At 31.5% G+C, this 22,275-nt stretch carries 16 protein-coding genes; 5 read left to right on the top strand and 11 right to left on the bottom strand.

Annotation, left to right across the window (positions count from 1 at the left end; genetic code table 11):
• Positions 1–23 precede the first annotated feature (23 nt).
• Complete coding sequence (locus tag H0I30_RS01050; protein WP_218772465.1) at positions 24–2,594, bottom strand: endonuclease; 2,571 nt, start codon at positions 2,592–2,594, stop codon at positions 24–26.
• Positions 2,595–2,759: 165 nt separating this feature from the next.
• On the opposite strand from H0I30_RS01050, the gene pheT reads away from it, so the two are divergent.
• The 3 genes from pheT (at position 2,760) to H0I30_RS01065 (ending at position 7,023) form a co-directional block, all read left to right on the top strand.
• Entirely contained in the window at positions 2,760–5,186 is a 2,427-nt protein-coding gene (pheT, locus tag H0I30_RS01055; RefSeq protein ID WP_218772466.1) for a phenylalanine--tRNA ligase subunit beta, read from the top strand.
• Between the two features lie 121 nt (positions 5,187–5,307).
• Complete coding sequence (locus tag H0I30_RS01060) at positions 5,308–6,357, top strand: quinone-dependent dihydroorotate dehydrogenase (protein WP_218772467.1); 1,050 nt, start codon at positions 5,308–5,310, stop codon at positions 6,355–6,357.
• 51 nt (positions 6,358–6,408) lie between these two features.
• A complete protein-coding gene (locus tag H0I30_RS01065; protein WP_218772468.1) occupies positions 6,409–7,023 on the top strand; it encodes a LysE family translocator in 615 nt (204 codons plus the stop codon).
• A gap of 1 nt (position 7,024) precedes the next feature.
• Here the strand turns inward: H0I30_RS01065 and H0I30_RS01070 are convergent, their stop codons facing one another.
• From H0I30_RS01070 to H0I30_RS01080, 3 genes are all read right to left on the bottom strand, one after another.
• Positions 7,025–7,576, bottom strand: coding sequence for an HNH endonuclease (locus H0I30_RS01070; protein WP_218772469.1), 552 nt, complete (start codon positions 7,574–7,576; stop codon positions 7,025–7,027).
• A 74-nt stretch (positions 7,577–7,650) separates the two neighbouring features.
• Positions 7,651–8,223, bottom strand: coding sequence for a YfiT family bacillithiol transferase (locus H0I30_RS01075; RefSeq protein ID WP_218773447.1), 573 nt, complete (start codon positions 8,221–8,223; stop codon positions 7,651–7,653).
• Complete coding sequence (locus H0I30_RS01080) at positions 8,183–8,860, bottom strand: M48 family metallopeptidase (protein ID WP_218772470.1); 678 nt, start codon at positions 8,858–8,860, stop codon at positions 8,183–8,185. Before H0I30_RS01080 ends, H0I30_RS01075 begins: the two co-directional genes overlap by 41 nt.
• A 203-nt stretch (positions 8,861–9,063) precedes the next feature.
• Between H0I30_RS01080 and lon the strand changes: the two genes are divergently transcribed.
• Positions 9,064–11,538, top strand: coding sequence for an endopeptidase La (gene lon, locus H0I30_RS01085; RefSeq protein WP_218772471.1), 2,475 nt, complete (start codon positions 9,064–9,066; stop codon positions 11,536–11,538).
• Positions 11,539–11,687: 149 nt separating this feature from the next.
• Here lon and H0I30_RS01090 read toward each other — a convergent pair whose 3' ends face one another.
• From H0I30_RS01090 to H0I30_RS01115, 6 genes are all read right to left on the bottom strand, one after another.
• Complete coding sequence (locus H0I30_RS01090) at positions 11,688–13,229, bottom strand: RluA family pseudouridine synthase (RefSeq protein WP_370624066.1); 1,542 nt, start codon at positions 13,227–13,229, stop codon at positions 11,688–11,690.
• Between the two features lie 169 nt (positions 13,230–13,398).
• Entirely contained in the window at positions 13,399–14,916 is a 1,518-nt protein-coding gene (locus H0I30_RS01095; protein WP_255554327.1) for a hypothetical protein, read from the bottom strand.
• Between the two features lie 13 nt (positions 14,917–14,929).
• A complete protein-coding gene (locus H0I30_RS01100) occupies positions 14,930–15,550 on the bottom strand; it encodes an SPOR domain-containing protein (RefSeq protein ID WP_218772472.1) in 621 nt (206 codons plus the stop codon).
• 51 nt (positions 15,551–15,601) lie between these two features.
• The gene (locus H0I30_RS01105) at positions 15,602–17,896 is read right to left on the bottom strand and encodes an FdhF/YdeP family oxidoreductase (protein WP_218772473.1); all 2,295 of its coding nucleotides are present in this window, start codon (positions 17,894–17,896) and stop codon (positions 15,602–15,604) included.
• On the bottom strand, positions 17,886–18,689 hold the full coding sequence (fdhD, locus tag H0I30_RS01110; RefSeq protein WP_218772474.1) for a formate dehydrogenase accessory sulfurtransferase FdhD: 804 nt from the start codon (positions 18,687–18,689) through the stop codon (positions 17,886–17,888). Before fdhD ends, H0I30_RS01105 begins: the two co-directional genes overlap by 11 nt.
• Positions 18,690–18,825: 136 nt before the next feature.
• Entirely contained in the window at positions 18,826–20,007 is a 1,182-nt protein-coding gene (locus tag H0I30_RS01115) for an RsmD family RNA methyltransferase (protein ID WP_218772475.1), read from the bottom strand.
• 112 nt (positions 20,008–20,119) lie between these two features.
• On the opposite strand from H0I30_RS01115, the gene H0I30_RS01120 reads away from it, so the two are divergent.
• The gene (locus H0I30_RS01120; RefSeq protein WP_218772476.1) at positions 20,120–21,028 is read left to right on the top strand and encodes an outer membrane beta-barrel protein; all 909 of its coding nucleotides are present in this window, start codon (positions 20,120–20,122) and stop codon (positions 21,026–21,028) included.
• Positions 21,029–21,310: 282 nt separating this feature from the next.
• Here the strand turns inward: H0I30_RS01120 and H0I30_RS01125 are convergent, their stop codons facing one another.
• Entirely contained in the window at positions 21,311–22,222 is a 912-nt protein-coding gene (locus H0I30_RS01125) for a RimK family alpha-L-glutamate ligase (protein WP_218772477.1), read from the bottom strand.
• Between the last annotated feature and the right edge of the window lie 53 nt (positions 22,223–22,275).

Here is a 22,275-nt window from a genome sequence, read left to right on the forward strand (position 1 = left end):
CTTTTTCTTATAATTTGATATCGTTATTTTTTAATAAACTTTTTAGTAAAAGCTCTTTGTCCGTCATTAATTTCAAGAATATACATTCCGTTTTCTAAATTAGAAACATTAATAGTTGAATGATTTACTTTTCCGTTTAAAACTTTTTGACCAATAACATTAACAATTGTATAATTAGCATCTCTATTATCTGCCATTCCAATTTTTAAATAATTAGTAGTTGGGTTTGGAGAAAGAATAGCATTAAAAACAGCAGTTTCATTACCTAATTTTGCTTCAGCAATTACATTCGTATTGTATCCACCTTTTGCACTTACTCCAATATTTACAGAGTAGTCTTCAACTTCTCCATAACCAAAAGTTTCACAAGCAGTAGGAGCAGCATCCCATTTCATGGCAACACGCATTCTTGTTTTTCCTGTTAAAGCAGAAGTAGGTACTGTAAAACTTGCTGATAAATTAGCTGAGCTAGAAGATGATCCACTAACTACCTCTTCATTGCTTTCAAATACACCGTTTTTATTAAAATCAATCCATACTTTCCAAAACTCAGTATAAGAAGAGCCTGAAAAACCTGCACTAATAATTATAGTATTGTTTCCGTAAGGTAAATTACCTGTTTGAGATGTAAAATCACCATAACCATTATTAGAAGAAGAAGCGTTTGAAATTCCGCCTATAGCAACATTATCAATATATTCATAGCTTGAATTATTACCTTTAGAAGCGCAGTAATTAACCACAACACTTTTAGTGGTTACACCAATAGTATTACTTGATGTAGAAATATTACCAGCAGCATCTTTAGCTTTTACATAAAAAGTGTAATTCGTAGCAGCTGTTAAACCACTAACTGAATAATTTGTAGTTGTTACTGTAGCTATTTTAGCTGAGCCTTTATAAACATCATAACCTGTCACAGCAGTATTGTCTGTAGCAGCATTCCAATTTAAGTTTACAAAGGTTTCTGTTATGTTACTAGCCGTTAAGTTACTTGGAGTAGAAGGAGCAGCAGTGTCAACAGGTGGAGTTCCTCCATCAATTGTATGATTTCCTAAGCCATTAAAAGTATCTTTCGAAAGGATATTCCACTCAGATGTAGTATAGCTTGCATTAGGAGAAGAAACTGTTGATTTTCTCTGTAATGTTTTGTCTTGTGCAAATGTTGATGAGCTATTAGGGTTTCCTATTAAATCGATAAGTGAGCTTCCTTTAAATAAACCAATAGCATCGTTTCCGTTAAAAGAACTAACACTAGTTTCTGTTAATTGTGCTTTGTTTTTAATAGTTGTAGAAGCATTGTTGTTTGCAATTACATATACATTTCCGTTTTCTAATTGTCCGCTTAAGGTTACAGTGTTTGTCCATCCACCACCGTTAGAAGCTTTCTTTAGAGAATAGCCAGCTAAATTAATAGTTGTACCGGTGAAATTCGCAATTTCTAAGGCTTTGTTGTTAGAAGAACCTTCAACGTATTCAGAAATTAATAAATCAGAAGCAGAGCCTCCAGAAGTGTTCCCAGCACTTGTAGTAATATTTACAGTAGAACTAGATGCTGAAACATTACTAGCTGCATCTCTTGCTTTTACAGAAAAACTATAGTTAGTAGTAGCATTTAAACCTGTTACATTGTACGAATTAGCAGTGCTTGTAGCTATTTTAGTAGTTCCTTTATAAATGTCATAACCAGTAACAGCAACATTGTCGGTAGCAATAGACCAAGATAAATCTGTTGATGTTTCCGTAATATTTGAAGCAGTTAAGTTAGTAGGAGTTGTTGGTGCTTGTGTGTCAGAAGAACCGCCACCGTTACCAAATTTATCTTCTGCTTGTGGACCTCCCCAAATTTGAGTTGCAAAAGCAGGATTATCGATAAACGGATTTCTATTTCCTTGTATTCCTTGTAATATAGGGTTTCTTTGTGTTTCAAAACTAGATACAGGGTCTTCAGCATTCCATTGTAATAATAATTGAATCATATTATTGTCAGAAGAACTTGCAGAACCGATAGCTACATTACTAGGCAAACATTGGTTTCCATAACGTACATACATGTACATCATCATACGAGCAACATCTCCTTTCCATTCGTCACCAGGATACCATCCACCGTTAGAGTTACCAGCATTACCAGATCCTGCTGCAAATTTTTTACTACTTCTTTGTGAGTTAAAAGAGATATCCGCAGGTCTTAAATGGTGTACATCTGCTCCAGCCCCTGAAGTTCCTAAATTAGGATTCCCTAATGATTTCGGATATACGTGCTCTCTGTTCCATTGCGTTCCAGCAGAACCACCGTTAGCATCTTTGCTACGAGTTCTGTCAGTGACATAGTTTCCGTCAGAGTCATTATAACCATAAATTAAAACAACATTACTGTTGTTTGCAGCGTCTAAATCAGATTGTTTTAAAGCGTCCCAAACACCTGGTGAATAGGATAAATTAACAGCATGTGTGCTAATAATTTTTGTAGCTAAAGCATCTTTTAAAGCTGTGCTACTTTGGTTCAAGTTAACATCGTTATAATAACTAGGTACTTGAGAAAATACTGAAAGAGATACAATCAGTAAAAAGAAGGGTAGTAATTTTTTCATGTAAATTGAGTTGTGTTAAGTTATGGGGGAGTGCAAAAAAACAATTATTCTGAGAAATAAATGTTATCAAATAGTTAACAATCAGCGGTATAAATAGTGTTAAGAAGGACTGTTATTTTTCCTTTTATTTTCCTTAAATTTGCCTGCTCAAATTAGAGATTGATTATGAAGATATCATACAATTGGTTAAGACAATTTTTACAAACCGACTGGAAAGCTGAAAAAACAGGAGAACTATTAACAGATTTAGGTCTAGAGGTAGAAGGAATAGAAAAAGTAGAGAGTATTAAAGGTAGCTTAAAGGGCATCGTTGTTGGTGAAGTAAAAACATGTGTTAAGCATCCCAACGCAGATAAACTAAAAATTACTACGGTAGATTTAGGTGACGGTAATCCAGTACAAATAGTTTGTGGTGCTCCAAATGTAGCTGCTGGTCAGAAAGTGCCTGTTGCTGCGGTAGGAACAACCTTGTATGATGAAAAAGGCGAAGGCTTTAAAATAAAAAAAGGTAAAATAAGAGGAGAAGAAAGCCACGGAATGATTTGCGCCGAAGACGAGTTAGGTTTAGGTAGTAGTCATGATGGTATTATGGTTTTAGACGAAAAATTAATTTCAGGAACACCTTGTTCAGAAGTTTTTAATATCGAAACAGATTATGTTTTCGAAATAGGCTTAACGCCAAACCGTGCAGACGCAATGAGCCACTTTGGTGTTGCTCGTGATTTACGTGCAGGTTTAATGCATCAAGGAACAAATTTAGAGCTAATTTCTCCTTCTGTATCAGATTTTCGTGTAGACGAACGTACACACAAGATTGATATCGAAATTGAAGATAAAAATTTAGTACCTCGTTATTGCGGAATTACAATTACCGATATTGAGGTTAAAGAATCTCCAGAATGGATTCAGAATAGATTAAAAGCTATTGGTATTGTACCTAAAAACAATATTGTAGATATTACAAATTATGTTTTACATGAGTTAGGGCAACCTTTACATGCTTTTGATGCTAATAAAATTAGAGGGAATAAAGTTATTGTTAAAACCTTAGCGGCAGGAACGAAGTTTAAGACGTTAGATGAAGTAGAAAGAACGTTAGATGCTGATGATATTATGATTTGTGATGCAGATGATAATCCATTATGTTTAGGTGGTGTTTTCGGTGGTTTAAAATCTGGAGTAACAGAACATACTACAGCAATTTTCTTAGAAAGCGCTTATTTTAATCCGGTTTCTGTTCGTAAAACAGCAAAACGTCACGCATTAAATACAGATGCTTCTTTCCGTTTCGAAAGAGGAATCGATATCAATTCAACAAAATACGCTTTAAAGCGTGCTGCTCTATTAATTGAAGAATATGCTGGTGGAAAAATGTCTTCGGATGTTTTAGATTTTTATCCAGAGAAAATAGAAGATTTCGAAGTGTTTTTATCTTTCGAAAACACGTATAAATTAATAGGTCAAGAAATTCCTAAAGAAACGATTAAAAATATTTTAGCTTCTTTAGAAATTAAAATAAACAGTGTAACTGAAGGAGGTTTAGGTTTAACAATACCTTCTTACCGAGTAGATGTGCAGCGTGAAGCCGATATTATTGAAGAAATTTTAAGAGTTTACGGTTACAATAACATCGAGTTTTCTCATAAATTAAATACTTCTATTTCATTTGATAACGATAAAGAAGTTAAGGTAGAAAACATTGTTGCAAACCAATTAAGTTCATTAGGATTTAACGAAACGATGGCAAATTCTTTAACAAAAGCAGATTATATTGCTTTGTCTGAGAATTTAAAGGAAGAACATAATGTAGAAATGTTAAATCCGTTAAGTAACGACTTAAAGGTAATGCGACAATCATTATTGTTTAGCGGTTTAGAATCTGTTTCTTATAATATCAACAGAAAAAATAACGCATTAAAATTTTATGAGTTTGGTAAAACATATCATAAATACGAAAGTGGTTATCAGGAAGACAAACATTTAACGTTGTTTGTTACCGGTAACAGAACGAAAGATAGTTGGAAAATAGCAACAGAAGCTTCTGATTTCTTTTATTTAAAAGGAATTGTAACGAACTTATTAAGTAGATTAGGGCTTGATAATTTAAAAACATCACCTATTAAAACAGATGTGTTTTCTGAAGGTGTAGTATTAAGTTTAGGAAAAACTAAGCTAGTTGAATTCGGAGTTATAAAAAGAGCTGTTTTAAAAGAATTTTCTATTAAACAAGAAGTTTTATTTGCTGATTTTAATTGGGAAAACATTTTAAGCTTAGCTGGTAATAAGAAAATTAAAGTATCTGATTTAGCTAAGTTTCCATCAGTAAAGCGTGATTTAGCGTTGTTATTAGATGATAAAATAGAGTTTAAAGAAATTTACAACCTTGCTTTTCAATCAGAAAAGAAATTATTAAAAGAGGTAGATTTATTTGATGTTTATGAAGGTGATAAATTACCTGAAGGTAAAAAATCATACGCTGTTAGTTTTGTTTTACAAGATGAAAACAAAACATTGGCAGATAAACAGATTGATAAAATAATGCAAAAATTACAGCTAACATTCGAAAAGAATTTAGAAGCTGTATTAAGATAATTCAAAAGCTCCAATTTTTATTGGGGCTTTTTTTTAATTTAAATGTCTCCTCGAGCGCAGTCGAGAGGTTATTTTTTAAACTATAATTAAGGTCTCGACTGCGCTCGACCTGATAAGAAGTATGTACAAATTAATCATCCGTCCGATTTTCTTTCTATTTGATCCAGAAAAGATTCATTATTTTACTTTTTCATTGGTAAAGTTTATGTCTAAAATTCCTTTTGTAACTTCAATATTCAGAGGTTTATATCAGGTAAATGATAAAAAATTAGAACGTAATTTATTCGGATTAACTTTTAAAAATCCTGTTGGTTTAGCTGCTGGATTTGATAAAAATGCGGTTTTGTATAATGAATTAGCAAACTTCGGATTTGGTTTTGTAGAAATAGGAACCGTAACACCAAAAGGGCAAGCTGGAAATCCGAAGAAAAGATTATTCCGTTTAAAAGATGATCAAGGAATCATCAACCGAATGGGATTTAATAATGAAGGATTAACCATTGCGATCGAACAATTAAAAAAGAATAAAGGTAAAATTATCATTGGAGGTAACATCGGTAAAAATACCGATACAGCTCCAGAAAACTATACGTCAGATTACTTAGAGTGTTTTAAAGGACTGCATCCGTATGTAGATTATTTTGTGTTGAATGTAAGTTGCCCTAATGTTGGGAGTCATGCAAAACTAGATGATGTTGAATACTTATATGAGTTAATTACTGAGGTTCAGAAATTAAATAAGGAGCTTTCAGTGTCAGGTCGAGCGAAGTCGAGACCTATTCTTTTAAAAATAGCTCCAGATTTAAATAACCAACAATTAGATGAAATAATTGAATTGGTAGCTAAAACTAAAATAGATGGAGTTATTGCCTCAAACACATCAGTAAATAGAGATAATTTAAAAGTTTCTAAAGAACGATTATTAGAAATTGGTAATGGTGGTGTTAGCGGTCAACCGGTTAAAGAAAGAAGTACGAAAGTAATTAAATACCTAGCAGATAAATCTAACAAAGCATTTCCTATAATCGGGGTAGGAGGTATTCATTCTGAAAAAGATGCTTTAGATAAAATAAATGCTGGTGCCGATTTGGTACAAATTTATACTGGGTTTATCTATGAAGGGCCGAGTTTGGTAAAGCGAATCAATAAAGCTATTTTAGATCAATCTTAAATTAACTTTTTACTGAATTAATTTCAGTAGTTTTTTATAATTATTTAATTAATGATTGAAACTCTTATTTCGTTTGTTTTAGCTACGGCTACTTTAGCTTTTTCACCAGGGCCAGATAATATTTTTGTACTAACACAAAGTATTGTGCATGGTAAAAAATATGGTTTAGCAACAGTTGTTGGTTTAATGACGGGTTGTATTATTCATACAACTTTGGTTGCTTTTGGGGTTTCGGAAGTTATAAAGCAAAATCCGAATTTATTTTTTATTATCAAATTATTCGGAGCCTTGTATTTGCTGTATATTGCATACCAAGTTTATAAAAGTGATGCTAAAATTGCGTTTTCAACAGATAATGTAGTTAAGAAATCTACTTTCGAATTGTTTAAAAAAGGTTTTTGGATGAATGTTTTAAACCCGAAAGTTACTATTTTCTTTTTGGCATTTTTCCCTCAGTTTTTGTTTTCAAAAACGATTTCTACGGTAATTCAGTTTTATGTTTTAGGCGGCTTATTTATACTTACTTCTTTTGTAATATTTTCTACAATTGCTATTTTGGCAGGAACAATATCAACATCAATAAAAAAGAACGCCCAAATAGGAGTGTTCCTAAAATGGGCGCAAATTGTAGTTTTTATAGCTATTGCTATCTTAATTTTACTGTAAATTAATCTTCGGTAACGTATCCCCAATTTTCACCCGTTTTAATTCTATGTAATTGCATTTCTGAAACGCCAAATTGTTTCGCAATCATTTTTAAACGAGTCTTTCTGTTTGGGTCGTTTAGCTTACGCTTAAGTAATTTAACTCTAGTTTCAGTAAGTTTTGCAGTTCTGGGTTTATGAACTTTATTTACATATTCGGGATTGGTATATTGGTGTACTTCTTTCTCCCTTTTTGTAGCCCATTTAAGATTTTCAATCCTATTGTCTTTTTTATCATAATTTAAATGAATCACATACAATTCATCCTCTTTACGAGGTAAAAAACATTCTGCTACGAGTTTATGAACATACCTACTGGTATTTTTTCCATTTACTCGTTGTTTTAATGGTAAGTTCTGGTAACCGTTTATAAAATATTCGTTTACAAGGAACTCTTCTTCTTTTTTACAGTTGATAATTCTACCGTAATTAGAGATTTTAAATTTTTCTTTTTCAGAGATTTTATCATCAAATACTATTTCTTTCCACCTTTCATTTCTGTAGCTTCGTATCATATTTTTTAATATTTTATCTGAACTTAAATAATAAATAGCACTTTATTATTTTGTGTAAAAATACATAATTTGTTTTACAACCACTTTTTTATAAGTAATAACTGATTTATGTGTTGGTAATGATGGTTGCAATGCCATGCATAAATACCTATATTTTCTTTTAAACTTACTTTTTCATTTCCATCAGGATGAATGAAACACTTATTTAAATCATCATCAGTTAATCCTTTTAAAAGATACACCCATTTAGCGTGTAAAGCTTTTAATGAATTTAAAGATAACTGAATAGGGGCAGTTTTAGAATCGAATAATTCTGCCCAACGCGCTTCATAATACGTTTTAATAACAGGTTCTTCTTCTGTTAACGCCCATTTAAAACGAGTGTATGAATTATGATGACTGTCTGCACAATGATGAATAACTTGCCTAACAGACCAACCACCATCTCTGTATAAAGTATTTAATTGTTCTTCGGATAAATTTTTAACAAGAAGCTCTAATTTAGCAGGAAACTCTTCTAAAATAATAATCCATTCGTTAATTTTTTCTGAAGAAATTACGGTAGGAATATCAGGTTTTCCGATCGGATATTTTAGTCTTTCCAAATTAGTTAGTTTTAGTAAGTTTTTTATACGCCCTTTTTGCATTGCCATTTTCAGGGTTTATATCCAACGCTTTTTTATAAAACTCAATTGCTTTAATAGTATCTGATTTTTTTAAATAAGCATCACCTGTACTGTCGTAAGTATTAGAACTAGTAGGGTATAAAGCAATGTTAATTTTAAAAATTTCAATCGCTTGCTCATATTTATCTTCTCTTAAATATTGATAACCCAAACTATTAAAAGTATGTTCTCTAATTATAGGATTTAAACTGTCTTTTTCTTTAATTTTTTCATAACCAACTAGCGCAGCGTTATAATCTCCTTGTGCAAAATGTTCTTTAGGTGTTTTTTCACCATCATTTAATTTGTTAAAAACATATACATTATCATTATGTTCTCGTTTTTTCGCTAATTCAATATTATCTTTATCTGTATGAAAAATTAATTTTTCATTTAATTCGCTTGCATAAAAAGTACTATCGTTAATTTTTAAAGGAACCAATTGCTGATTACGCCATGTTAAAAGTAATTCGCCCTCTTTAAATTTAACCTCTATAATTTCATCAGCATTAAAGAAGTAACGGCCCGTAGCATTTTTAATAAATTTATCTGAGTTTTTATTCGTTGTACAGCTTGTTATTAGTAAAATAAAAGCAATAAAAATTAGTTTAGTTTTCATTTTTTGGCTAGTTTTTGTAAAAATATATTAATATGACGACTCAGCTTGTAATTAGTTACAAGTAATATAAGTTTTACTTGGCATAACAATTGACTTATATAATCGAGCGAAATAGTGCATATGTTTATAGTGTGCTGTTTATCAAATAATTAAAAGTTAAAAAGTGCGTTTGGTATTGTTGCTAACAATATATAAATGTCACTATGACATATATACAAGATATGAGTAAATCAAAAATTATACATTTAGACAATTTGTCGCTTCAAGAAGCTTTTAATGAAGATTCAGAATTGATTCCTTTATTAACTCCTGAAGATGAAGAAATAATAAATAAAGAAAAAGTACCTGAAGAACTGCCAATTTTACCGTTAAGAAATACGGTGTTATTTCCTGGTGTTGTAATTCCTATTACAGCGGGTAGAGATAAATCTATTCAGTTAATAAAAGATGCAAACAAAGGAGATAAAGTAATTGGTGTTGTTGCTCAGAAAGATGGCGATGTAGAAAACCCTGGTTTAAATGATATTCATAAAACCGGAGTTGTAGCACAGATTTTACGTGTTCTTAAAATGCCTGATGGTAACACAACAGTTATCATTCAAGGAAAAAAACGTTTTGAGATTGATGAAATTACGCAAGATGAACCATACTTAAAAGCAAGAGTTAAGGAAGCAATAGATGATAAAGAGGTTGATGACGAAAAAGAGTTTGAGGCAATTATAGAATCTATAAAAGAATTAGCATTAGAGGTTATTAAAGAAAACCCAATGTTACCTTCTGAAGCTTCTTTTGCTATTAAAAACATAAAATCTAACTCGTTTTTGGTGAACTTTATTTCATCAAACATGGATTTAAGTGTTGCTAAGAAACAAGTATTACTTGAAAAAGATAACTTAAAAGAACGCGCTTTATTAACGTTAAAAAATTTAGACAAAGAACTTCAGAAATTACAATTGCGTAATGATATTCAGTCTAAAACACGTTCTGATTTAGATCAGCAACAGCGTGAATATTATTTACATCAGCAGTTAAAAACCATTCAAGATGAATTAGGTGGTGTTTCTCATGATCAGGAATTAGATCAAATGAGAATAAAGGCTAAAACAAAAAAATGGAATAAAGAGGTTGCTGAGACATTTGAAAAGGAATTGAATCGCTTAAAGCGAATGAATCCTCAAATGGCAGAATATGGTGTGCAACGTAACTATTTAGAGTTAATGTTAGAATTGCCTTGGAATGAATATTCTAAAGATAAATTCGACTTAAAACGTGCTCAGAAAATATTAGACAGAGATCACTTCGGATTAGAAAAAGTGAAAGAACGTATAATAGAACATTTAGCTGTTTTAAAATTACGTGGAGATATGAAGTCGCCAATTCTTTGTTTATACGGTCCTCCAGGTGTAGGTAAAACATCATTAGGAAAATCGGTTGCAGAAGCATTAGGTCGTAAATATACAAGAATGTCGTTGGGTGGTTTACGTGATGAATCTGAAATTAGAGGTCATCGTAAAACATATATAGGGGCGATGCCAGGACGTTTAATTCAGAATATTAAAAAATCTGGAACATCAAACCCTGTATTTGTTTTAGATGAAATAGATAAATTAAGTCAAAGTAATCAAGGAGATCCTTCTTCAGCAATGTTAGAAGTGTTAGATCCTGAGCAAAATACTGAGTTTTATGATAATTATTTAGAGGTTGGTTACGACCTTTCTAAAGTGTTATTTATTGCAACGGCAAATAACTTAGGTCAAATTCCTTGGGCATTACGTGATCGTATGGAGATTATTAATGTTACAGGTTATACCATTGAAGAAAAAATTGAAATTGCTAAGAAATATTTAGTACCAAAGCAGTTAAAAGAGCATGGTTTAACGACAGCGCATTTAACTGTAGGTAAAAAACAACTAGAAAAAATTGTTGCAGGTTATACGCGAGAATCAGGAGTGCGTGGTTTAGAAAAACAAGTAGCAAAAATAGTTCGTTTTGCGGCGAAATCAATAGCGATGGAAGAGGAGTATAGCATTGCTTTATCAGACTTAGATATCGAAACTATTTTAGGTCCTGCTCGTCTAGAAAGAGGTAAGTACGAAAATAATGATGTTGCAGGTGTAGTTACTGGTTTAGCGTGGACGAGTGTTGGTGGAGATATTTTATTTATAGAATCTATTTTATCAAAAGGTAAAGGAAACCTTTCTATTACAGGTAATTTAGGTAAAGTGATGAAGGAATCAGCTACAATTGCGATGAAATACATCAAAGCAAACGCTGAAAAATTCGGAATTAAACAAGAAATTTTAGAAAAATACGACGTACATATTCACGTGCCAGAAGGTGCAACGCCAAAAGATGGGCCAAGTGCAGGTATTACTATGTTAACTTCATTAATGTCGGTATATACACAGCGTAAAGTGAAAAATAAACTAGCCATGACAGGTGAAATTACACTTCGTGGAAAAGTATTGCCAGTAGGTGGAATTAAAGAAAAAATATTAGCAGCAAAACGCGCCAATATTAAAGAGCTTATTTTGTGTGTCGAGAATAAAAGAGACATCGAAGAAATAAAAGAAAGTTACTTAAAGGGATTAACATTCCATTACGTAAACGAAATGAGCGAGGTAATCGATATTGCGCTTACCAAGCAAAAAGTAAAAGACGCTAAGAAATTAGTGTAAATTCAAAAGCCTCTCAGTAAATCGAGAGGCTTTTTTTATTCTTAATTCTGTCAGAAGCTAATTCCAGCTTTCCGCACTCGCTCTCTGCGAGGAGCTCAAACAAATGCTACAATCTGGGCTAAACTATTTTATAAAGTTTTAGTGAAAGCTTAAAAATCCGCTTTTTTATGAAATTTCATTTTCTCCTTAGTAATAGGATGTGCAAACTCTAAAGTATCTGAATGTAAATACAAACGGTCAGATTTTTTTCCATACAAGTCATCACCTATAATTGGTGTGTTTAGTCCTAAACTATGAGAAGCATGCATTCGTAATTGATGTGTTCGACCAGAAATAGGGTAGAAGTGTACCTTTGTTTTTCTGTTTTTCCTTTCAATAACCTCCCATTTAGTTTCTGCAGGTTTTCCGTGTTCATAACATACCAATTGTCTTGGTCTGTCATCTAAATCTACACGAAGTGGTAAATTAATTATCCCTTTATTTTCGGTAATAATTCCATCTAATAAAGCCGTGTATCTTTTTTTAACCGTTTTATTAATAAACTGACTTTGTATAATTTTATGAGCTTTTTTGTTTTTAGCCAAAACTAATAAACCAGAAGTAGCCATGTCTAAGCGATGTACAATAATTGGTCCCGAAATATTTTTAATTTGTTGTTTAATTCGAGAATAAACCGAATCTTGTATATGAATTCCTGGAACCGATAAAAAGTCATTAGGTTTGTAAATTACGATTAAATCGTTGTCCTCAAAAATAGTTTCTAGTTCTTTACCAACAGCAGGGTTTTCTAATAACGGATTCGTATCCATCTTAATTCCTGCTAACATATGTGTTAAAATAGGTTTGCATTTTCCTTGGCAAGCCGGATAGAATTGTTGGTGTTTTCGGACTTCTTTATTTGGCGATTTCCCCCACCAAAACTCTGCCATCGTAATAGGTGTTAAATCATGTGAAAAAGCATATTGTAATAATTTAGGAGCAGCGCATTCACCAGTTCCTGCTGGAATATTTTGTATAGAAACATTCGTAAATAACTCCCCTAAATTTTTAACCTCTTTTTTTGAATTTAAAAATTGATATTGTTTTGATATATAAATCTGTAAAGCTGTGGATTTAGTTTTACGTTTTTCTTTTAGTAACGTTATTTGATTGGTAAAAATCAATAGTTTTTCTTTAATAGGTTTCAAAGTATGTTCCCAAAAGCGAGTTACATTATTTAGGTAATGTTTGGCATCTAAACTCTCTTTACTTAAAATATTTTTTAAAGTTTCATAATCTTCTGTTGATAACTCGGTAAATGCTTTTTCTCTTTTTAATTTACGAGCAATTTTAGCTTTTTTTAAAGCTTCTTTTTTTTCTGTAATATCAGCAGCCGCCTTATTAGTTTCTTGTTCGTAAAGAGTACGTAATTTTAAATACTCAGCAGTATTCTCTAAACGATCTAATTCAATACTTATATTCCTTAAAGTTTCTTTTTCTTTTAAGAAAAACGAATCTTTAGTAAGCATATCGTAAACAGGTGGAACGAACTTTTTGTGCTTGTTTTTTTCGCCCAACTTACCAGAAACAGCAGTTATGTAGCCGATTTCATTTTGTTGATTTTGTACGACTAAAACTCCAAACATTTTTCCTGAAATAACTCCTTTTTTGGAGTTATCTAACCCGAAATTATGTTCGAAATCTGTTTGCACACTCAAATAATTTTGCACTTCTTTTGAAGCTAACTTGCACAACGAATGAGGTTCGTAATAAAACGGAAAAGTAAACTTTTTAGGAAGCTTTATTTCGGTTATAGAAGTCGAAAAATATTGAAAATATGTTTGCAAAATAGGTAAAAGTAATAGTTAGGTTTTGGTGTAATTATTTAACGCTTAAAAAAGAAAAGTTATAACTAATACCAAAGTTTAAATAAGTACTACTTAATTTACCACCTCGTGCTTTAACATATCCTAATCCACCACGTACATTTAATTTATTTGTTAGTTTGTAATTTAGTCCCATACTTGGTTTTACAATTAAACCCTGTCCTGTACTAATTCCACCACCACCGGCAGCTCCACCTAAAAGTTGGCCAAAGATTGAAGTTGTATTGTTAAAAAAAGTATTTGATTGTACTCCTAAACCAACAATACCTTCAGCATAAGCACCAGCATCACCAAAATTAGCGAATGATGTTTGTCCGGCTCCATAAATATACTTATTAAAGAAAAAGTTTATTTGCAAAGAAATTTGATGCATGTTCTGAGTAAATCCACCATTATTATCTCTTGCAGCACTTAAATACAAATCTTGTTTTATAATTGTTTCTAAACCTTTAAATTTTCCACTTTTATATTTGTCATTTCCAGAAACACCATCTTTATCTATATAATATTTTAAACCAAAGCCTAAAGTAGATGCTTTAAAGTGTGAATCAGGCGACATTAAATATCCTTTGTTAATTGAAGCATAAATATTATCAAATAATTTTTGTTCGATAGAAATATCAGGATAAATTAAAAATCCACCTTTGGTATCAACACCACCGCCACCGCCAGCACCAACACCAAACTTAGCTAAGATATTTGTACGGTTTTTATTCATTGATAAATGATATCCACCTCCTAAAAGAACATCCATATATCCAGCTCTAATTCCGTGGTAGGCACCGTCAGCTTTTACAAAAAAGAAGATGTTTTTATTAAGATATGAGTTTAATTCAAAACCAGCTAAACGTATTGTTTTACCTTTATAAGAACCTTTTGTTACAGATAAATTATTTAGATGTACTAGTAAAGAAATTTTATTAGCAGGAGTATTCCAAGAACTATTATTTAGCGCATCAAAAGAAAAAGAATTTTCACGCTCTTTAAAACTTGTTGTTTTAAAAGATAAAGGAATTTGAATAGCTACATTAAATTGACTGCTATTAATGGTTCCTCCATCAAAAAAATCGACATAACTATAACCTGCAGTTGTAGAGAAATGTTTAAAATCATATCCTAAGTTAAAATGAGGTAAAATAAAAGCACCACCACCGTCAGGAGCTGCAGCTCCGCCACCGCCGCCAAAATGAAATCCGGCATCTATAAATAATTTATCGGTTATTTTATGTTGAATACCAGCATTGATTCCTAAAGTAAAAAAACCACCACGAATTCCGCCAACAGCACCATAAATACCTACACCAACATAACTCCACTTATTGGGTTTTAAATTATAATGAACTCCTGTGAAATCCATATTTTTCTCGTTATCGGGCATTTTAATAGATAAAAAATCTAGTTGCCCGAAGCCAATTTGAGTTTCTTGCTGAGGAATTTCAGTTTGAGCGTATAAAAAGTAAACACTCAAGGTAAAACATACCATGAGTGCTTTTTCACTAATTTTAAATAGCATTTATATATTGTTTTTAAGGGTGTATTTTTTGGCGTTCTCCATTAATATATGAAGCAACAAAAGCATCTTTGAAGCCTATTTTTATTAATTCTTTTCTTAACGATTTAGCTTCGCTTAAAGAATCAAATAAACCTATAGAATATTTAAAGTATCCATCATTTATAGTAACGGTTGAAGGTATTGTTGAAGTAGAAATTAAAGCGTGCTTCTTTTTAGAGAAAACACCAATTTGAACAGAATAAATTGTTTTGTCGCTTGTATTATCTATAACAGAATCGATAGTTTCATTTAAATTATTTTCATCAGTAGTAGAACTGTTGTTTCTCGCGGCTCTAGCATTTGCTCTAACAATACTGTCTAACACTCTTATATTTTCACTTTTTCTTATAGCAGTTTCATCTTCAGATGAAGTATAAGAAACTCCGCCATTATTGGTGTAAAAATAATAAGTAGCTCCTAAGGCAGCTCCAAGCATTAGACCTAATATAATAGGCAATATCATAGATCCTTTTTTAGCGGAAGTAAGTGCTTCTTTTGTTTCTTCTAATTCGCTTTCTGCTTCTTCTCTTTTAAGCTTAGCATTATCTAAGTCTTCTTGCATTAATTGAAACTTATCTTCTTCTATAAAAGGCATAATTGTAGGTTGATTTTTGTTAAAATATTTTACTAAAGTACAAATCTTTTTTTAGTCTTGTTTTTTAACGGTTATAATCACAGTTTTTGATGCAGGTGTATGGCTAATTCTCGCTTTACTTTTTAGAGGAACTAATACGTTTGCTTCAGGAAAATAAGTTGCAGTACATTGTTTAGGTATGCTGTACGGAATTACTAAAAATCCGTTTGCCTTTCTTTCTTCTCCTTTAAAATGACTAGTTAAATCTACTTTGTCTAATTTTTTTAGACCATGATTTTTCATATCGTCAGGATTCATAAAAATAACTCTTCGTTCATTTAAAATTCCGCGGTAACGATCATTCAAACCATAAATAGTAGTATTGTATTGATCGTGTGTACGAATGGTCATCATCATAAATTGATTTTCATCTAGAGCAATATCCGAAGGTGAATTTGTAGAAAAATTTGCTTTTCCAGTTAAAGTAGGAGAGAAGTTGTTTTCGCGTGCATTATTGGGTAAGTAAAAACCTCCTTTTACACGAACTCTTTCATTGTAGCTATCAAAACCGTCTATGGTGGCTTCTATTTTAGTGCGAATTAAATCGTAATTGGTAATTAATTTACTCCATTGAACCTTATTATTCTTCAATGTAGCGGTAGCAATGCCTGCAACAATAGCGGGCTCACTTAATAAATGTTTAGAAGCAGGCGTTAAATGTCCGTTTGATTGATGTACAATACCCATCGAATTTTCTACAGTAATAAACTGTTCTCCGCTTTTTTGATTATCCTTTTCGGAACGACCTAAACAAGGAAGAATTAATGCTTGTTTACCATGAATTAAGTGACTACGATTTAATTTTGTTGATATTTGTACTGTTAAATCACAGTTTTTTAAAGCTTCAGCAGTATATACTGTATCTGGAGTTGCAGAGATAAAATTACCTCCCATTCCTATAAAAACACTAGCTTTTTTCTGATGCATAGCCTCAATAGCTGCGACAACGTCATAACCATGTTTACGTGGGGCATTGAATTGAAATTCCTTTTCTAAATTGTCTAAAAAACCATTTTTAGGCTTTTCCCATATTCCCATTGTTCGATCTCCTTGCACGTTAGAGTGCCCTCTTACTGGGCAAGTACCAGCACCTTTTTTACCGATACTTCCTTTTAATAATAATAAATTAACAACTTCACGGATATTATCTACTGCATTTTTATGTTGTGTTAATCCCATTGCCCAACAAATAATAATTTTATCATTACTGATAATCATATCTGTAGCCTCTTTAATTACTTCTAAAGGTAGGCCTGTTTGGGGTAATAATTCTTCTATTGAATATTTATCTAAATCGACTAGAAATTGCTCTAAGCCGTGTGTTTTTTCTTTTATAAATTGATGGTTAAAAACATCTCCCGATTTTTCCTCCTCAATTTTCATCATCTTTAAGATGATTTTTAACAAGGCAACATCTCCGTTAATTTTTACTTGTAAAAACAAGTCAGTTAACTTATCACCAGCTCCAAACCATTTTAAAGGATTTTGCGGATCTACATAATTCATTAATCCAACTTCAGGCAACGGATTTATAGTCATTATTTTTCCGCCATTCTTTTTAGTGTCCTTTAATGCAGTAAGCATTCTAGGGTGATTTGTTCCTGGATTCTGACCTATAACAATCACTAAATCAGCATGATTAAAGTCATCTAAAGTAACAGAGCCTTTACCAATTCCTAGTGTTTCTGAAAGTCCGCTACCGCTACTTTCGTGACACATATTAGAGCAATCTGGTAAGTTATTGGTACCAAACTGACGTACAAATAGCTGATATAAAAAAGCAGCTTCATTACTTGTTCTTCCTGAAGTGTAAAAGATGGCTTCATCAGGAGAATTTAAGTTGTTTAACTCACTCCCAATAAGATTAAAAGCCGCTTGCCAAGAAATTTCTTCATAATTATCAGCTCCTTCTTTCAAAATCATTGGATGAGTGATTCGTCCACTTTTACCAATTTCATAATCAGACCATTCAGACATTTCTTGCACAGAATGTGTTGCGAAAAATAACGGAGATACTCTATTCGTTGTAGCTTCTTCAGCAACTGCTTTTGCACCGTTTTCGCAATATTCCGCTAAAAAAGCTCTTTTCTGATCTGGATCTGGCCAGGCACAACCCGGACAATCAAAACCATTAATTTGATTGATGTTTTTAAGAAGGCTAATTCCTTTTACTACACCTGTTTCTGAAAAAACATGACTTAAAGCCGATTGTATTGCTTTTGTACCTACTGCCTTTTTAGGAATATCTATAAGTTCAATACCGGTTAATTTCTCAGGAGGTTGTTCTTGTATTTTTTTATCGCTCATAATTTATATATTGAGGATTAGCGTAAACTGTCATTTTATTATTTCTACTAAAACCTATTAGGCAAATGCCAAATTCTTTGGCAAAATCAACGGCTAAAGAAGAGCAGGCAGAAACTGCTATAATAATAGGGATTTTAGCAAAAAAAGCCTTCGAAACAATCTCGTACGAAACGCGACCGCTTACTAGCATATAGCTTACTTCTTTTATTTTATTTTTATTGATTAAATCACCAATACATTTATCAACTGCGTTATGACGACCAATATCTTCTTTGATAGTTAAGAGCTCCTTTTTTTTATCGAATAACGCACAAGCATGACTTCCTCCTGTTTTTTTAAATAAAAACTGTAACTCGTTCATTTTTAAAAACATATCAAATGTTACATCAATTGATTCATTATGCTTGTTACTAAGAGGCTCATCACTTGTTTTTAGATCTTTTAACTCTTTTTTTCCGCAAATTCCACAGGATGAAACTGATAAAAGAGTTCGCTTATTAAGGTAGCCTTTTCTTAATTTTCCCTTTGGAATACTAACATTTAAGATGGCCGAAAAATCATTATTTATTTCAATAATATCTATCTTTAATTCATCATTGCTTTTATAAATGTCTTCTGCGTACAAAAGTCCTCTTATAAGCTCGTTATCGTCTCCCGGAGTTCTCATAACTACAGTATAAGACTCATTGTTTATGTTGATCTGAAGTGGTGCTTCAATCACCAAATTATCATCCACCTTTAAAGAGGAGTTTTCTGATAATTTTATAGATTGATATGTGCTTGCTTGTTTCATGTTATAAACAAAAGTACTTAAAAGTAAATGAACTGAAAAGCCTTAGTGAATAACAAAAATTTTAAAGGTATCCTTCAGTACTACAAGGTAAAAGGCTGGTAATAAAAAACAAATGTTTAAGGCGAAAGGCTTTGTTTTACGAAGTTTTAGTGCAATTGACTACAATTAACTCATTGCTACTATTTGTTGTGAAAAACAGATAAGAATCTCCACCATCTTTAAGCTTTGTTTCGACTCTTATTTGTGCCACGGTTTTAGGGAAGTTTCGTGTGGTGATATTTGCTTTTGAAATAGTTAATTGTTTTTTCAATTTCTTTTTATTGTAAGGATAAACCTCTTCTATTTTAAATGTCCTTCCAGGGAAATTAAGTATTAATTCTTCGGATGTATATAAATGTGAATGTTGGTGTAGTTTTTTAACATCATACTGATTTGTTACTTCATTAAATCCGCCTGACTTTAAAATTGCAGCATTAGGTTCATATAAGTAATTAGTTGGTAATGAGTATGCTTTTTCATTCTTAACTCCAGGTTTAAAATTAAAACTTTGAATACTGTCTTTTAATATGTTAGTTGTTTTAATCTCTACTTCAGCTTTAAGTTTTTTTTTAAGTAAAAAAAGCAATTCTTTTACTTCGTTATTTACTGCAACAACATGAATTTCTTTTACAAATTTTAACTCGTTTAATGTAGCTGTTATATCTAACATTGGTGAGTTTTTAATTAAGATTGTATCTGATTTTGTAAATAGAAAATCAATATTTTCAGGTACATTAGGTAAGCAATCTTTTAATAAAAACACCTTTCCTTTTATGTCGCTTCTACGAGAAGGATCAATATAAATACAATCGAATTTTTCGGTTGTTTTTTTTAGGAAATCTAATCCGTTATCAGCAACTGTTTGAACGTTTTTAATCGATAATTGATTGTAGTTATAAGTTACAATTTCTGATAATTCTTCATTGATTTCTGCGTGTGTAACTTTATCAAATATTTTAGAAAAATAAAAAGCATCAACTCCAAAACCTCCTGTTATGTCAATTAAGTTTTTACCAGAAACTAAGCTCGCTTTATATTTAGCACTTACTTCAGAAGATGTTTGTTCAATACTAATTTTTACTGGATAATAGATGTTCTTTGTAGCAAACCAATGTGGTAATTTGTTCTTAGATTTTTGTTTACCAATAATTTGATTTGATAATTCTTGTATTGATATATTCTCAAACGGACTTCCTTTCAAAATCAGCTTTGTGATATCAGAATTCAAGTTTATATTAATAAATTCTTGGACCTTTTTATCTAAAATATTGGTATTCAATAGCTTTGTTTTTTGAATAACAAAATTATGATATTTTTATCGATTTTATAAGGTAAATACAGCCTAGTATCCATTTTTATTTTTACTTTTATAATCTAAAATAGAAATAAATATGAATAGAATTATTTTATCTGTGATCGTTTTTTTAACGTCACTTGCTGTTAATGCACAGTTTTATGTATCTGCAAGTAATGGTTACTCTTTTGAGGCTGCAGGAGTACAATTTGGAACTAAAACAACTACTAGTGGTGTAGAGAATACTTATGGTAGTTATGGTGAAGGTTCACATTTTCAATTAAGAACAGGTTATTTTTTTAATAAGAGCTGGGGTATTGAAATTGCTGGAGGTTATTTGAATGGAGCAGACCAATCTATGTTACTTGTTGATGTTCCTAATCAGCCGTTTGTAGATGTAAAAGCTAGAGGTAGAGCTTTTGGATTATCTGTTTCTACTGTTTACAATATCACTGAAAACTTTTATGGTAGAGCTGGTATTTTAACAAAGGTTGGTGGTAAAACAGAACTAGTTGGAAAAGTTAGAGCAGAATTGCCTGCTGCTATCTTAAACCCGGCTGCCCCTGCAGGAGCAACTGTACCTTTAAATATGGATTTTACTAGAGATTTTAAAGGTAAATTTCCTATCGGGTTTATTGGAGCTATAGGTTATAAGCATGCAATAACAAAAAATTTAGAGTTGTTTGGAGAAGTTGAATACTTAGGTATTAGTGTAACTAGAGATGTTTCTGAGATTGGAGATTTTACTGCTACTATAGCAGGACAACCTGCTACAAGAGCACAGTTATTACAAACAGTAGGAGGAAACCCTGCTTTATTACAAAGTTTTGGAACTCTTCTTCCATTAATTAATGATAAAATTTCTTACGAAGATTCGTTAACTTTAGCGGAGTATGCAGATGCTCAAACAAATCCTTTAGCAAGAAAGCAATTGGCAGAAAATGCGCCATATTCTTCTTGGGGATTAAACATTGGTATCACTTATATTTTCGGAAAAAGAAAATAAGAAAATGTATTTCTTTAAAAAAAAGAGTGACTGAAAAGTCACTCTTTTTTGCTTATAATAACTATTTGTTTCTATTTTTAAACTCCCTTTTTTTTCTACTGAACGCTATGTAACTAAGAAGGTTTCTTTTTTTTGTAATTCAATCTTGTTAATTAGTAGTTAATCCGTTCATTTTCTTAAAAACAAATCAGTTTTACATTTATGAATATAATTTCTCCTTAAAATTGGTAAATTATAATTTTAAGAATTTATTTTTTCTAAGATAATCTTTTGATACTATAATTACACTGCTTTTTGATTGATTAACTTATGAATTTCTTTCGCTAATTCATCGGCAGCTTTCGGATTGTTTCTAAACCATAATTCGGGTTCTATCAGCTCTAATTCTGCAAGTGCTAAGTTGTTATTGTTGTCTGTAAAAACATCAACCCTGGCGTAAATAGGAAGCTCATCACATGCTTTTATGGCTTTTTCAGCAAAGTTAATTTCTGGTTGCGTAGGAGTGTAGTTGTGTACAGAACCTCCAAAATCATCTTGAACTCTAAAATCTCCTTTTTTAGCAATTTTTAAAACAGCGTGTGTAAATTTACCGTCTATAACGATTAATGAAATTTCACCTTTTTTAACGATGTTATGCTGAAAAGGCTGTAGTATTAATGCTTCTGTAGCTATTAATTTCTTAAAAATAGCTTCATGGTCAGGAATGTTTTGAGGATTTATTCGATAAGTATGTCTTCCACCACCAGAAACACAAGGTTTTAGTACAAACTCATTAAGCTGATGTTTTGTTGCTAATTCTTGTAAACTACTTTTTTCCGTAGTTTCTATAAAATAAGATTCACAAATATGAACTTCTTTTTTTTGTAAATCTTGTAAATAGTGTTTATTGATATTCCAGCGAATTATAGCTTCTGAATTTAGTAAAATGGTTTGTTTAGAAACGTTGTTTAACCATTTAGAAAACTCATCATATCGATCAAAATAATCCCAGGTAGTTCTAAATAAAATATATTTAGTTGTAGACCAATTAAAAGTAGCGTCATCCCAAGAAAGACGACCAACTTTTAAGCCTATTTTTTCTAAAGCAACTTTTACGTAGTTGTCCTCTTTTAATACATTTTTACTGTAAGTATCAACTTTTGTCGGATTTAAATACCTACCTTCTGTAAGAATTATAACATCATAAATTTTCATGTAGGAAATTTACAATAATTTATGATGTTATTATATTATTGACTTTGTAAAAA

The organism is Tenacibaculum sp. AHE14PA, from assembly GCF_019278465.1.
GTDB classification, from domain to species: Bacteria; Bacteroidota; Bacteroidia; order Flavobacteriales; family Flavobacteriaceae; genus Polaribacter; species Polaribacter bernardetii.